The organism is Rhizobium sp. Leaf306, assembly GCF_001423425.1.
GTDB classification, from domain to species: domain Bacteria; phylum Pseudomonadota; class Alphaproteobacteria; order Rhizobiales; family Rhizobiaceae; genus Neorhizobium; species Neorhizobium soli.
The window spans coordinates 1-13602 of record NZ_LMNX01000007.1 but is presented as its reverse complement, the minus strand read 5'-3'; the positions used below and the strand labels follow the sequence as shown (position 1 = coordinate 13602).

Annotated in this window: 11 protein-coding genes; 8 read left to right on the top strand and 3 right to left on the bottom strand. The window is 59.1% G+C overall.

Annotation, left to right across the window (positions count from 1 at the left end):
- Positions 1–59: 59 nt before the first annotated feature.
- Positions 60–2921 (top strand): FAD-binding and (Fe-S)-binding domain-containing protein, encoded by a 2862-nt coding sequence (locus tag ASG19_RS22395; protein WP_062463112.1) that lies wholly within the window; start codon positions 60–62, stop codon positions 2919–2921.
- A gap of 3 nt (positions 2922–2924) precedes the next feature.
- Complete coding sequence (locus ASG19_RS22390; protein WP_062463109.1) at positions 2925–3710, top strand: DeoR/GlpR family DNA-binding transcription regulator; 786 nt, start codon at positions 2925–2927, stop codon at positions 3708–3710.
- Between the two features lie 976 nt (positions 3711–4686).
- Here the strand turns inward: ASG19_RS22390 and ASG19_RS22380 are convergent.
- Positions 4687–5442, bottom strand: coding sequence for a hypothetical protein (locus tag ASG19_RS22380; RefSeq protein WP_244476259.1), 756 nt, complete (start codon positions 5440–5442; stop codon positions 4687–4689).
- Between the two features lie 152 nt (positions 5443–5594).
- Between ASG19_RS22380 and ASG19_RS22375 the strand changes: the two genes are divergently transcribed.
- Positions 5595–7109, top strand: coding sequence for an amidohydrolase family protein (locus ASG19_RS22375; RefSeq protein WP_244476258.1), 1515 nt, complete (start codon positions 5595–5597; stop codon positions 7107–7109).
- A 59-nt stretch (positions 7110–7168) separates the two neighbouring features.
- On the opposite strand, the gene ASG19_RS22370 is transcribed toward ASG19_RS22375, so the two are convergent.
- Together ASG19_RS22370 and ASG19_RS22365 are read right to left on the bottom strand one after the other, a co-directional pair.
- On the bottom strand, positions 7169–8806 hold the full coding sequence (locus ASG19_RS22370; protein WP_062463098.1) for an alpha/beta-hydrolase family protein: 1638 nt from the start codon (positions 8804–8806) through the stop codon (positions 7169–7171).
- A 589-nt stretch (positions 8807–9395) separates the two neighbouring features.
- Complete coding sequence (locus tag ASG19_RS22365) at positions 9396–10406, bottom strand: NAD(P)-dependent alcohol dehydrogenase (protein WP_156466593.1); 1011 nt, start codon at positions 10404–10406, stop codon at positions 9396–9398.
- Positions 10407–10554: 148 nt separating this feature from the next.
- Here ASG19_RS22365 and ASG19_RS22360 point away from each other — a divergent pair, with 148 nt between their 5' ends.
- The 5 genes from ASG19_RS22360 to ASG19_RS24035 all read left to right on the top strand — a co-directional run bounded on the left by ASG19_RS22360 (position 10555) and on the right by ASG19_RS24035 (position 13411).
- Positions 10555–11451, top strand: coding sequence for a LysR family transcriptional regulator (locus ASG19_RS22360; RefSeq protein WP_062463095.1), 897 nt, complete (start codon positions 10555–10557; stop codon positions 11449–11451).
- A 280-nt stretch (positions 11452–11731) separates the two neighbouring features.
- Complete coding sequence (locus tag ASG19_RS22350; RefSeq protein ID WP_139283871.1) at positions 11732–11968, top strand: hypothetical protein; 237 nt, start codon at positions 11732–11734, stop codon at positions 11966–11968.
- A 375-nt stretch (positions 11969–12343) separates the two neighbouring features.
- Positions 12344–12661 (top strand): hypothetical protein, encoded by a 318-nt coding sequence (locus ASG19_RS22345; RefSeq protein WP_062463086.1) that lies wholly within the window; start codon positions 12344–12346, stop codon positions 12659–12661.
- Positions 12662–12830: 169 nt separating this feature from the next.
- Entirely contained in the window at positions 12831–13139 is a 309-nt protein-coding gene (locus ASG19_RS22340) for a sigma 54-interacting transcriptional regulator (protein ID WP_062463082.1), read from the top strand.
- A gap of 128 nt (positions 13140–13267) precedes the next feature.
- On the top strand, positions 13268–13411 hold the full coding sequence (locus ASG19_RS24035; RefSeq protein ID WP_156466592.1) for a hypothetical protein: 144 nt from the start codon (positions 13268–13270) through the stop codon (positions 13409–13411).
- Positions 13412–13602: the final 191 nt, after the last annotated feature.

Below are 13602 nucleotides of genomic sequence, written 5' to 3'. Positions count from 1 at the left end.
TGCTCATGAAAGATCGCATGCGGCGCTGTGATCGCATTTCTTGTGCCGAGGTAACGTAAGTGACGTCTCCCGCCCTCCTGCAATCCGCGGATTACAACGCCTTCGTAGACACCCTGAAATCGAAGGGTTTCCGTGGCGACGCGACCGTCGCTGCATCGGATCGTGTGGTTTTGGCGACGGACAATTCGATCTACCAGCTTCTGCCGGATGCCGTGGCCTGGCCGATGGACGAGAACGATCTCGTGCTGATCGCACGTCTGCTCGACGAGCCGCGTTTCCACGGCATCGTTTTGCGCCCACGCGGAGGCGGCACGGGCACCAACGGCCAGTCGCTTGGCAATGGGTTGGTGGTCGATTGTTCGCGCCACATGACCGGGATCCTCGAGATCAACGCTGAACAGGGCTGGGTACGGGTTGAGCCCGGGGTCATCAAGGACCAGCTGAACGCAGCGCTGAAACCGCTCGGCCTGTTCTTTGCCCCGGAACTGTCGACCTCGTCACGCGCGACACTTGGCGGCATGATCTCCACCGATGCCTGCGGACAGGGGTCCTGCGTCTACGGCAAGACCTCCAACCATGTCATCAACCTGCGTGCTGTGCTGGTTGGCGGCGAGATCCTGGAAACCAGACGGGCGCCTCTCGACCCGACGATCAGCGGCCGTGCCGGCGAGATTCTCGCTTGTCTCGACGACATCTCGGCCAGCCAGGCGGAGCTGATCGAGGCGCGGTTTCCGAAACTCAACCGGTCGCTGACGGGATACGACCTTGCCCATATCCGTGAGGGCGACACGATCGATCCGGCGGCGGTCCTCTGCGGTTCGGAAGGCACGCTGGCACTGATTGCCGAGGCGAGGCTGAATGTTCTGCCCATTCCGACGGCAGCCTCGCTGATCCTGATCTTCTACCCCGATTTCCAGTCGGCTCTTCGGGATGCGCGCGAAATGGCCGTGCTCGGCGCCACGTCGGTCGAAACCATCGACAGCCGCGTACTCGGTCTGGCGCGCGAGGAGCCGACCTTTTCTGCCGTCGCACATCTTTTTCCGCAGGCCGGTGCGCAAGGGGTCAACATCGTCGAATTCACCGACGACGATCCGGCAACGCTTGCCGAGCGGATTGCAGGGCTTGTGACACAGCTTGCAGGCCTGCCCGCGCGGCTGGCAATGACGGTTGCCAACGGCCGCGAGGTCGAGCTCGTCTGGGGACTGCGCAAGGCCGCCGTTGGCCTGCTCGGACGCGCTATCGGCGACAAGCGACCGATCCCCTTCGTCGAAGACTGCGCCGTTCCGCCCGAAAACCTCGAGCCCTTCATTGCCGGTTTCCGGGCAATCCTCGATCGCGAGGGACTTGCCTACGGCATGTTCGGCCATGTCGATGCTGGCGTCCTGCATGTGCGCCCGGCGATCGACCTCACCGATCCCGCCCAGGAACCACTGATCCGGCGCGTGACCGAGGCCGTCGAGGCGCTGGCGCGCAGCCATGGCGGCCTTCTCTGGGGCGAGCATGGCAAAGGCGTCCGCTCCGAATTCGTGCCTGAGGTTTTTGGCCCGCTCTACCCGTCGCTGCAGCGGATCAAGGCGGCCTTCGATCCGCGCAACCAGATGAACCCCGGCAAGATCGCGACGCCAGACAACGGGCCTTTGTGGAGGATCGACGAGGTCGCACTGCGCGGCCAGAACGACCGCACCGTGCCGGCCGATCTGCGCATCGAATATTCCTCCGCTTTCGGCTGCAACGGCAATGGTGCCTGTTTCAACCGCACCCTCGATGACGTCATGTGCCCCTCCTACAAGGTCACCGGCGACCGACGACACTCGCCGAAGGGACGGGTCGGGCTGGTGCGCGAATGGTTGCGGCAAGGCGGCCCGGAGGGTCGCGCCGATCCGCAGTTCGAAATCGAGGTCAAGCAGGCGATCGACGGCTGTCTCAGCTGCGGGGCCTGTACCAGCCAATGTCCGGTGCGTGTCAACGTACCCTCCATCCGATCGCTGTTTCTCAACAGTTTTTATCGGCGCCATCGCCGGTCCCTGGGTGACACCGCGCTCGCCCATCTGGAAGGCCTGCTTCCGCTTGCCGCAAAATTCCGCTGGGGTTTCAATCTGATGACCGAGGGCCCCGGCGCGGCATTGATGTCCGCCATCGGCCTGACGGCGCTGCCAAGCATGCCGAAACAGGTTCGAGGGCTTCGCTGGCTGAAACAAGCCGATATCGCTGGGCTCGACCCGAAGATCGACGTGGTTTTGGTGCCTGACGCTTTTACGCAATTTTTCGAGCCGAAGGTCGTCGCGGATCTCGACTTGGTCATGACCCATCTGCAGAAAAGACTGTGGCTGGCCCCTTATCGGCCATCGGGCAAGGCCCGGAAGGTCCTCGGCCGGCTGGCCGGATTTTCGCGCCAAGCGGAAAGGCAGAAGGACAGCCTCAAGGCTATCGCCGCAAGCGGCGTGCCGCTGATGGGGCTCGAGCCGCCGGTGACACTCTCCTATCGCACCGACTATCCCGATGACACGCCGGCCGTCGCGCTGCCGCAGCAGCTGCTTGCGCCGCTGATCGCCGCGTTACCGGCCCGGACGTCGCAAATGGCAGTGCGGCTTCTGCCCCATTGCAGCGAACGGGTTCTCGGTACCGGCGTCACCGCCGAGTGGCGAACTATTTTCGATCGTTTCGGCATCTCGCTTCACATGCCTCCCACCGGGTGCTGCGGCATGGCGGGAATGTGGGGGCATGAAACTGTCAATCGTGCCAAGTCGGACAAGATTTTTCACCATAGCTGGAAGGCGGCGACTGCGCTCGGCGTAGATGCCATCCTGGCCACTGGCTTTTCCTGCCGATGTCAGACCAGGCATGTCACCGGCATCGAGCTGCAACACCCAGTCTCCTTGCTACGGCAGTTGCTGCAAGCGCCTGCGACCATGAAGGTATAGACGATGAGACCGGCAGCAAGACGCGAGGCCATTCTTCGGGTTCTCGAAGAAATCGGCGAAGTCACCGTCGAGGACCTGGCCGAACGCTTTGGCGCCTCGCGCGAGACAGTCAGGCGGGATCTCTCCGATCTCGACATCGGCGGTCACATCCGAAAATTTCATGGCGGCGCGCGCGCCCTGAAACTCAAGGAGGCTTCCCTATACGAGAGCGAGTTCGACGCGCGCATGAATGAACGGAAGGCGGAAAAAGCCGCCATCGCCCGACAGGCCGCATCCCTGTTCGCCGAGGGCTCAGTGCTGTTTATCGACACTGGTTCGACCACGATCGCCTTTGCGGAGGCTCTGGCAAGGCGGCGCAACATGACGGTGATTACCAATTCTCCGCAGATCGCCCGGATTCTGGCAAAGGCGGAGATGCGCCACCGAGTCTATTTACTCGGCGGCGAAGTGGCTGCAGAAGGCCGTGAGACTTTGGGGGCGATGGCAATCGCGCAGACCGCTTTTTTCAAAGCCGAGCAGGTCGTTCTGACCGTCGGGGCAATCACCACCACCGCCATTATGGACTACGACCTGCGGGAAACCGAGATGGCACGTGCCATGATTGCACAGGCGCAGAGCGTAACCGTTCTGGCCGATCATGACAAACTGGGGCGTCCGGCCGTCTTCGAGGTGGCGGGCCTGACAGAGGTGACGCGGCTGGTCACTGACAGCCCTCCCACCCTGGAAATGGCTACGGCATTGGCTGCGGCTGGCGTCGATGTGATCCTCGCTGGTTCAGCCGCCTCCTAGCGGGACAAGACTACGGCGCGAAGGGTAGCCTGTGTCCGCATATCCCATCTCCGGCGAGACGCCTCATGACGCCGCTCTTGAGTTGGCCGAGATCCTGCAGGACTATGGAGGTGATGCCATCGCAGCGGTGTAGACGCTGCTCGCCGACTGCCGTCATCTGCGCGATGGAAAGCTGAAGCTGGATCGTTGAAGAAGCCGAGATCCACAACAGTTCTCGATGATAATGGCTATGGGGAAAACAGGCCGCATGACGCCAGATTAAGAACTCAAGACTCTTCAGAAATGGAGGGCGTTGGGTCTCAGGTCAAACCTGAAGAAGGTAACGCGGCCTTGGAATATCATTTGAACGCTGAAACCTGCACCCGTCCAGCGACGTCTGCGGCCGTGGCAGAGGGCAACCAACACAAGCGTCGCTCGAAGAGTTGTCAGGATTGACTGAGGGGAAGGCCAGCAAATCGGAGCCCACCCGTCGCCTTCCGTCTCTGGCAGACGCGACGTATCGGCTGTCGATGCGGTTTGGGTCGGCCACGAACGCAAAACACCCGCAGCTTATCGCTACGGGTGTTTTGAGATGATTTGGTTGCGGGGCCCGAGTGCACCGTGACTTGTAAAATCGACCACCTTGAACGGAATCGGACCGGCTACCCCGAGGTTCACTAACTTTGAGGAATTGTTGTTCTTTAGTTGGGCAACGACTGAGCTCCGGAACGGACGGAATGGGCCGTGAGAAGACTATCAGCTATAGGGACTTCTCTCGCAGAAAGCAGCCACCAGCGAAGCCTAACTCCCGAGGACCACGGCCGAGGTTGAAGTCGGAACAGCGCTCCACGAGAACATCGCTGGACCGTCAGCGCCAGAAGCGGATGCCCGCGCTGGCGCTATCCACGTCCATTTCGGGATCGCACGCTGTCTGTTGGACATCCAGACGTCCTCGCTGACTTGATCTCGGATGCAGATCACTGGGATCGAGACACCGTCAGAAACGCATGGAAAAGCCCAATACCGGGCCATGCTGGGTAACGTCCCAGCGAAATTTGTTTCCGGTGAAATCGTCCGTTTCGTAGTCTTGCGAAAGCACACGATACCCAACGCGCAAAATCGTTGGATGATTAAACATGTAGGTCCGGTATCCGAGATAGGCCTGGGCATTTACTGCGAGCTTCGAACCAATATCGAACCCGCCAATGTCGGCTTCGCCGGCCAGGTTCCACCGGTCGGAAAGGTCTGTGCTCAGACGCATGCCCACGAACGGGTCAAGCCAGTCCGCAGACTTGTTTGCCGAGGTGAAGCCTGCATCAGCATGCGCTTCGAGTTTTGTCCAACGGATGCCGACCGTAGGCTCGACGGTGAAATGCCGCGGTTCACCAAACACCGTGTCGCCCCCAAGTGCGAGGTCGTAGACGCGGTAGTAAGCGCCGGCTGCCAGAATAGTCGTCTTGATCTTCAAGCCGACCTCGAAGTCGGCGAGATCCTCGTCCTGGCTCGTCTGAACGTACTGTCCATCAAAGTAGAAGCCGAAAAGTCCGTTCGTCACTTCGACATTGCCCATGGCCGCAAGATCGAGGTGTTTGAAAATATCCGAAAACGGAATATCGACATTGCTATCCAAACCTGCCAGCGACGCATCGCCATCCAGGGACGCAGCCCAGACATAGGGACTGACGATGATGCTCCATTCACGGTCAGCAAGTAGATCAGTCGCCTGATCTTCGGCGGATGCCGGAAGCGACAATGCGAGCGTAAGTCCGGCCGCGAGAACGATGTTGTAAAACATAGGTTTCTCCCATCGGAAACTGTGCGTACTTCCACGATATCACTATAGTTTTTGCTTGCAAGCAGTGGTTATTCACGCGTAACCTATTTCGACTTTTCGTGGAAAACTGAATGCGGGCGTATGCTTGTGTCGTGATGCTCGCGGAGGGGGGAAGCATGAGATTTCGGTTTGGCACCAAGTACGATCATCTCACCAGCGACCTGCCGTGCAAATGTTGCGATCCCGTATTGCAGACGCTCACGCGCCGAATGAATAGCGATCTCCGGCGCCGCGGATTTTTCGTCGGCGCCGCTGCGATGCTGGCGGGGTTCGGGCTGGCGGGTCTGCCGAGCGCCGTGCGGGCTCAGGCAACGCCGACAAAAGCCGTGTTGTTCGAAAATGTGCGCATATTCGACGGTATGTCGGAAATGTTGTCCAATCCATCCAATGTGCTGGTGATCGGCAACCGGATAACGTCGATTTCACCATCACCGATCCAGATTCCAGCCGATCTTTCCGTCACGCGAATAGCGGGCGGCGGGCGAACACTGATGCCGGGCATGATCGACGCGCATACCCACATCATGTTTGCGACGGTTCCCCAATTGGCTGTCCTGACGTCTGACATCGGCTTCATCAATGTCGCGGCAGTGAAGGCGGCCAACGACACCTTGATGAGAGGGTTCACCACAATTCGCGATATGGGCGGCCCATGCTTCGGGTTGAAGCGCGGCATCGATGCCGGGCTCGTTCCCGGGCCCAGGATCTGGCCATCGGGCGCGTTCATTTCGCAAACGGGTGGCCACGGCGACTTCAGGCTTCCGATCGACCTCCCCGCGCGGCCGGACGATTTCACCTACAGTGAGCGTGTGGGCGGCTCGGCCATTGCCGACGATCCCGGCACGGTCCGAAAGCGCGCCCGCGAACAACTGGCACTCGGCGCGTCGCAGATCAAGATCATGGCGGGTGGAGGCGTGTCATCCGCGTTCGACCCGCTCGATGTGACGCAGTTCACGCTTGAGGAAATGGAAGCGGGCGTCGGCGCTTCGGAGAACTGGGGGACCTACGCGACGGTTCATGCCTATACGCCAAAAGCAGTCGCCCAGGCGGTCGCCGTAGGCGTTCGGTGCATAGAGCATGGCAACCTGCTCGACGACGAGACGGTGGCCCTGCTCGCGGAAAAAGGTATCTGGTGGTGCCTACAGCCCTTTCTGGACGATCAGGACGCAACGCCCTTTGCCGAGGGGTCGCCAAACAGACGCAAGCAACTGCAGATGTTTTCCGGCACCGACGCCGCCTACGCGCTTGCCAAGAAGCACAAGGTCAAGACGGCCTGGGGTACCGACACGCTGTTCGATGATAAGGCAGCCGCGCGGCAGGGTGCACAACTCACAAAACTCACCCGCTGGTACAAGCCTGCCGAAATCCTGAAGATGGCGACGGGGGACAATGGCCAGCTACTCGCGCTCTCCGGCCTTCGGAGCCCTTACGAAGGCAAGCTGGGCGTGGTTCAGGAAGGCGCACTCGCCGACTTGTTGCTGGTCGACGGCGACCCGATTGCGGACATCGCCTTGATCGAGGACCCGGCGAAAAACTTCCTTGTGATCATGAAGGATGGGCAGTTGAACAAGAACATTGCTGCGTAGATCAGTTCGTCCTCTGGCCGTCCCCTCCCACGGAGATTATTGGATCACGCCGAAATCGGTCACTTGGCAAACCGCGCCTTGAGTTGCTCGACCACCGAGTGATCCATATTGGGCGGATCGGTCAATGCGATCCAACTGTCGATGTAGTCCTCCGGTGCATAGACGTGGCCAAACCCCATTGGCGATGTTGTGCCGATCGCCATGTCAAATGTCAGTTGCAGCATGGTCACCACTGGAAACCACCTGAGCCGCGGCGAGACATCCGGGCCTCTTTCCCCCTTCATCCAATCCGGCTCCTTGAACAACGAAGCAGTTTCAAAAAAGACGATCGGGTCACTAGCATATTGCAAGTAGACAAACCGTATCGGTCCCCAGGACGCATCAAACTGGACAGGAGGGGATGCCTGGTTCGCAAAGCGCACCAAGGAACCATCGCGAAACCTGGGAAGCCACGCAGGCGAAAGGTCTTGCCGCTGATCTGTGATTGTGCGCCATCTTTGACTGCGGAATGGGGGACCGGTCCAAAGTGCTCCCTGGAACGGATCGGCCACAACATCATAGATGTCCGTCGATAGCTGCGAATTGAGCGCACCGAGGCTCAAGCCATACAGATAAAGCTTCGGCCGCCGTTCACGCGGAAGCGTTTTCCAGTGGCTGTAGACTTCGGTGAACAATGCCCTCGCCGCAGCCTGACCATTGTACGGCTCCACCATCAAAGACAACCAGCTCGCAAGATAGGAATATTGGAGCGCGACGCTGGCCACATCGCCGCGGTGAAGAAACTCGAGCGTGTCCATGGCGGCTGGATCAACCCATCCGGTTCCTGTCGGGACGATAACGACGAGGATCGACCGATCGAAACCTCCCTGTCGCTGAAGCTCTCTCAGGGCAAGCGCGGCTCTTGCTTCCACCGTATCGCCGTTGTTGAGCCCGACATAGGCACGGATCGGCTCCTCGGCTGTCTGCTGCCAGAACGCGCCGACGTCGGGCGCAGTGGGGCCAGAGCTGACAAAACGGCGCCCCTGCAGTCCAAGGCCCTCCCACGACACCAGTGAAGATGCGCTCCCGGTTTTCGCCTGGTCGGTCGGTTCAGGAGTGTCGTCGTCAATCAGCGCGTCCACTTTCTGGAACGAGGCATCCGTTGCGTCCAGCGCCCATCGCAGCAGCAGCCCCTGCCCGGCAGTCCAGAACAACAGGGCGGCCAGGGTCACGCCTAGGGCGTTCGCCACCCGTCGAGGAACGTACCTGTTGATCCACCCCGAAAGACCGCGAGCCGCAAGCTGAAAGACACGTCCTGTAAAGAGCAGCACGGCGAAGGCGAGGATGGCAACGGCAGCCAGTTTCAAAGGTTCAGCGCTATCGAGCGCATCCATGCCCCAAAGCAAGCGAATGGAGTTTTGCCATTCGACCGCGTGCCAGAGAAAAACACCCAGGATGGCAATGGCAGCGATGAGGAATGCGACCTTCAGGGGTCGTTCCCTGCTCGACGCGCGAGGAAGTTCCAGGTATCGCCAAAGCCAAGCCACTGCCACGCCCGCCATATAGCCCACGGCGGCGCAGACGCCCGAAAGCGCTCCTTGCACCAGGTAAGACCGAGGCAAGAGACTTGGAGTGAGAGAGGCAGCAAAGAAAACAAGCGCGATGAACGTGCCTGTGTGGGACAAAGAACTAAGAAAACGTCGGACCATTTGGTACATCAAACCGCTCCTAACCGGAGTTTCGCTACCCATAGCATCACATCGCGGGAAATCGTCGCCGGCATCATTGCCCTATGCTCAAAGCTGATTTTGCGGTGCGTGCTCGAAGGCGTCGAGACCCAATAGGAGATGGCTGTTCTTGCTGCCCTCAAGCCGCATCTGATCAAGGGATACCTGTCGGACTGCCCATGAGCGATAGGGATGCCAGCCAACCCATCGAAAGTCAGCGGCAATTAAATGCAAATCAAACAGCATTACAAATCCAGTCTGCTCGAGGGATCAAGATTTGAAATCTTCACTGGATCCGACAGCGTAGTCTCCCCGTTTCTGAAGCGGAGACAAGTGTTTCACAAAGCTATTGGCCTGTCATCGAAGGCGCAGCGAACGACTGGTTACGGGATTTAGGTCCAAGGTCGCGAATGACCGATTGGCGGGGCGCGGTGCGGTGCGGTGCGGTGCGGTGCGGTGCGGTGCGGAAATCATTCGCGCATGCGGCCCGAAGCGTCTACCGGCGATCATAGCGGCGTGCCGCTACGATCGGTTTTTGAGGCATTGATACAGGTGATCCGACTGCTGACTGCGGCATCTTCTATTCGGCTACGTCGATGACGATTTTCCCAAATGCTCCTCGATCCAAATGGTCGAAGGCCGCTGGAAGATCGGCCAGAGAATAGCAGGAGTTCACAACAGGGACGATACGCGTCTGATCGATCGCTCTAACGAACCTTTCCAGCGCCGTCCTGCTCCCAGTTCCAATACCATGAACTGTTATGTCCTTGAGCATCAGCGGCATAGCTGCGGAACTGATGTCCCAACCGTCGAGCGCGCCGATCTGACAGACATGACCACCCACCGTCGTGACCTGGATGGATTTGCCGAAATGCTTGCCGCCAATAACCTCCAGGGCGACGTTAACGCCTCGGTCCGACGTCAACTGGTAAACCGTTTCCATCCAGTCGGTGCTTGCGTCGATGAAATGGTCCGCGCCCTGGGCCTTCGCGTAGTCTTCGTTTTCAGGTCGACCACAAACGATCACCCTTGCACCGTGAGCTTTTGCGATCTGCAGTCCGAACAGAGCAACGCCGCCGGTGCTCGGGATGAGCACCGTATCGCCAGCTCGAACGCCCGCCCGCTCGACGAGCGCAAACCAGGCCGTAAGACCAGCGACTGGGAGTGTGCAAGCCTGCCGGGCGGTGAGTGTCTCAGGTGCCACGACAAACCAGTCTTCCGGCATCGCGACGTATTCAGCCAGCACACCCGGATAAAAGCCACCTAATGTTTGATAGGCGGGCGTTCGGGCAGTGCCGTCGCGCAGACCGTCGATCCAGTCCGGCGTTGCCGTCGAGATGACGTTCGAGCCCAACCTCAATCGGGAAGCGCCCTGTCCGAGACCGACGACTTCTCCGGCGAGGTCCGAGCCCGGCGTGAAAGGGAAGGTCAGAGGAAGTCCTCGTCCTGTCTCGACAACCATCTTGTCGCGGTAATTCAGCGCAACCGCGTTCACTTTTATCAAGACCTCTTTCGGACCAGGTTTTGGCACTTCGACATCGTTCAGTTTCAGGTGCTGCCTGCCAACCACGTCAATTTCCCAGCGCTTCATCGTCGCATCTCCGCTCGTTTCGGAAGACGACTGCGACCCGATAGTTCATCGGTCCGTTCACCCTGTCTTCTGTCACAGTTATGCAGCATGGCGATTGTGGTTGAATATGGTATCAATTCGGCATGACGTATTGCCTTTGAGGATCATAATGGACGGTGCGGAATTTTCCCAACTCAAGGCCTTTGTCGCAGTCTGCGATGAGCGGGCGTTCGGCCGTGCTGCAAAACGGCTGGCGATATCGCCTTCTGCTTTGAGCCGCATCGTTCGCGCGTTAGAGAGCCGTCTCGGGATACGCCTCCTTAATCGAACCACCCGCAGTGTCGGGCTGACGGAAGCGGGAAGCGTGCTCTACGATCGCATCAAGCCGATGATGATGGGGATGGATGACGCCGTCTCGGCCGTCGGAGCCTACCAGAGTGAGCCGAAGGGCGTGGTTCGTGTCAATCTGCCGAGCATTGCCGCGCAGATTGCGGTTCTGCCAAGACTGCGCCAGTTCCGTCTTGCCTATCCTGAGGTCCGCCTTGATCTGGTGATAGACAACGATATCACGGATGTCGTTGCGGAAGGTTTTGACGCGGGCGTTCGGATTGGAGGGCAAATCAGCCGGGATATGATCGCTGTCCGGATCACGCCCGATCTGCGTATGGCGGTTGTGGGCGCACCCTCTTATTTTGCTAATCGGCCGCCGCCCCAGGCGCCAGCCGACCTCAAGGACCACCTCTGCCTCACTTACAAGTGGAAAAGCACGGGAGCCCTGTACCCATGGCGGTTCGAAGGTGCAGATGGCGTCCTCGATGTTGATGTCGAGAACGTCGTTACCGTCAACGATACGGAGCTACTCCTTTCAGCAGCTCGCGAGGGACTTGGACTGGCTTACCTCATCGAGGACCTGGTGGAACCCTATTTGAAAACCAACGAACTCATGCGAGTGCTCGAACCGGTTTGCAAGCTCTTCCCCGGCTTCTATCTCTACTACTCCGAACGCTCTCACATGGCCGCATCTGTTCGGGCATTCATCGATTTCATGAAAGCCAGGAGCTCTTAGACGATCGGCCGATGCGAAAGATTGCTTCCCAGCCTTTCAGAAGGAGCGACCAGTAATTCACCGTTTTGACCCGACCGCATCGCGCGACATTGAGGAAGATGGTGTTGTCCGCGAGAGGGAAAAGCAGGATGGCGAAAATGAGTTTGCGATAAACCAATGTCATACACACGCCTCCTGCGATCAATCTCTCGCTCTGAGCACGAAAGGACACGCTCGACAGTTTAGGTGCTATGAAGGTGATCCGGTTGCTGGTAGCACGTTGCATCACATAGGAATGATCATGACCCTGGACGAAACAAACCAAATTATCGTCAACGCTTTTAAGAATAACAAGTTTGGCGTATCACCGACTTCGACACGCGGTGCTGTGCAAAACTTTTCGAAGAAGCATGGCCTCGAAGGTGCCGAATTCACAGAGGCCCTCGCTTCAGCGATCGCAAGCGGCCTTATCGCACCCATGGCGGACTCAGCGCTCACAATTAGAAATGCCGGCCGAGCCATGCTGCCTGCGCGCTAATCCTGTCTTCTTATCTTCTGGTGCGGGCAAGGCTGCCACTTGGGATAGGTGGGAGTGGTCTGATGAATACCCGTTTGCTGGAAGTCGGATGTGAACGACCATTTCGCGATGATCACGCCGTCGGGCAGTGAGCGGGTGATCGACTTCTAGCAGGTGCAACCACGATCGAAGGTCGTCGAGGGCGCGGCAGTGTGGCTCGACCGCCCCAAGGACCTCGTGGATGGTTCTTCCTGAGCGAGACTTGTGTTCTCAATTTCCACCGTCTGATCCCGCTTTCTGGTTCCCGAAATTCTCTTGAGAAGCCCGCAGCACCGACGAAAGGAACTAAAATCGCGCAACATCCGTTCTTCAAGTGAATAGAAGATCGGTTCTCAGATGCGCAACGTCGCCAAGCTCGCCTCCATCGTCTCCTTCAGCGGTCTCATGTTTGCCGCTTTCGTGGCCCCTGCCAATGCGTTTCAGCTCCCCGAGCCTCAGGCGAACGCAGAAGCTTTCGGTGGGAACTCGGCCTCGGCATATGCCGAGAATGGACAAGGTTTGGCGACCGCGAATTCCTCCAAGCTGTCGCCGAGCGAAGTCCGACATATTACATGGTGCGCCGCCCGGTATCGGCTGAGCTACGATGCAGTCAATGACGTCCACATCGGCGAAGGCGGCGTCCAGTCGAAGTGTATATCTCCCAGAACGTATTAGCGGCACCTTGACGGCTGACTTCCCGACTGATGGGTTTTATCCAAACCGTGTTCTTTGCTGCCAACAAGGCATGACGGACGCGTTATCCCAAGTCGCGACATCGACAGTCGACGCATGATGGCAGCACGAATCAGTCGCGGCCGTCCTCGCGGAACTGGCCGCCCACCTGATGTCTGGCATCATTGCGAACAGTAGCGTCGAGATCGATCTGGGCATTCTCCGGATTAGCGTAGCCGCCGATCTCGATCTGAAGCAGGCCGTGCAGAACCCGGAGTTTCGGGAGGACCTCTTCTTCCGTCTGGCGGTGCTCTTAATCGAGTCGGTGCCTCTGCGGGACCTGAGGCAAGACATTCCCCTCATCGCCCAGCGTTTTATGGGACGGCAGAGCGTCGCCCACCGGCGCGAGTTGACGCTGTCGAACGCCATTCTCCAGACCCTGCAGCGATATGCTTGGCCAGGCAATGTCCGCGAGTTTTAGAACGTGATCGAACGGGCCTCCATTTTGTCACAGCAGAGCCGCATTGATTTTGCCTTCGCGGACTCTCCAGCACCCGGAGCGCTGCATCGACCGTCCGGGCGGCTGGAGCGGTCCTCACGGAAGCCGAGATGCGCCAGCGCGGCCGGGACAATATCAGCAACGCCCTGCAGCACAGCTGCGCCAAGGTCTCCGGGAAGGTAGGCGGCGCCGAACTGCTGGACATGAAGCCGACAACGCTTGATCCGAAGATGAAAGCGCTCGGCATTGTCTGAGGGCTCGGGGAAGAGGATCACGAGTGCAAGTATGGCTGGAGACCTCGCTCTAGCCTCGCAAGCAAGGTAACCACAAACGCAAAACACCCGCAGCTTTCGCTACGGGTGTTTTTCAATAATGATGATTTGGTTGCGGGGGCAGGATTTGAACCTGCGGCCTTCAGGTTATGAGCCTGACGAGCTACCGGGCT

Bases quoted from the DNA above. Each gene is read 5' to 3' on its own strand.
- ASG19_RS22375 (WP_244476258.1), top strand. From the start codon at position 5,595: ATGCGGGCGTATGCTTGTGTCGTGATGCTCGCGGAGGGGGGAAGCATG.
- ASG19_RS22365 (WP_156466593.1), bottom strand. From the start codon at position 10,406: ATGAAGCGCTGGGAAATTGACGTGGTTGGCAGGCAGCACCTGAAACTG.
- ASG19_RS22370 (WP_062463098.1), bottom strand. From the start codon at position 8,806: ATGTACCAAATGGTCCGACGTTTTCTTAGTTCTTTGTCCCACACAGGC.
- ASG19_RS22345 (WP_062463086.1), top strand. From the start codon at position 12,344: ATGCGCAACGTCGCCAAGCTCGCCTCCATCGTCTCCTTCAGCGGTCTC.
- ASG19_RS22350 (WP_139283871.1), top strand. From the start codon at position 11,732: ATGACCCTGGACGAAACAAACCAAATTATCGTCAACGCTTTTAAGAAT.
- ASG19_RS22360 (WP_062463095.1), top strand. From the start codon at position 10,555: ATGGACGGTGCGGAATTTTCCCAACTCAAGGCCTTTGTCGCAGTCTGC.
- ASG19_RS24035 (WP_156466592.1), top strand. From the start codon at position 13,268: ATGCGCCAGCGCGGCCGGGACAATATCAGCAACGCCCTGCAGCACAGC.
- ASG19_RS22390 (WP_062463109.1), top strand. From the start codon at position 2,925: ATGAGACCGGCAGCAAGACGCGAGGCCATTCTTCGGGTTCTCGAAGAA.
- ASG19_RS22340 (WP_062463082.1), top strand. From the start codon at position 12,831: ATGTCTGGCATCATTGCGAACAGTAGCGTCGAGATCGATCTGGGCATT.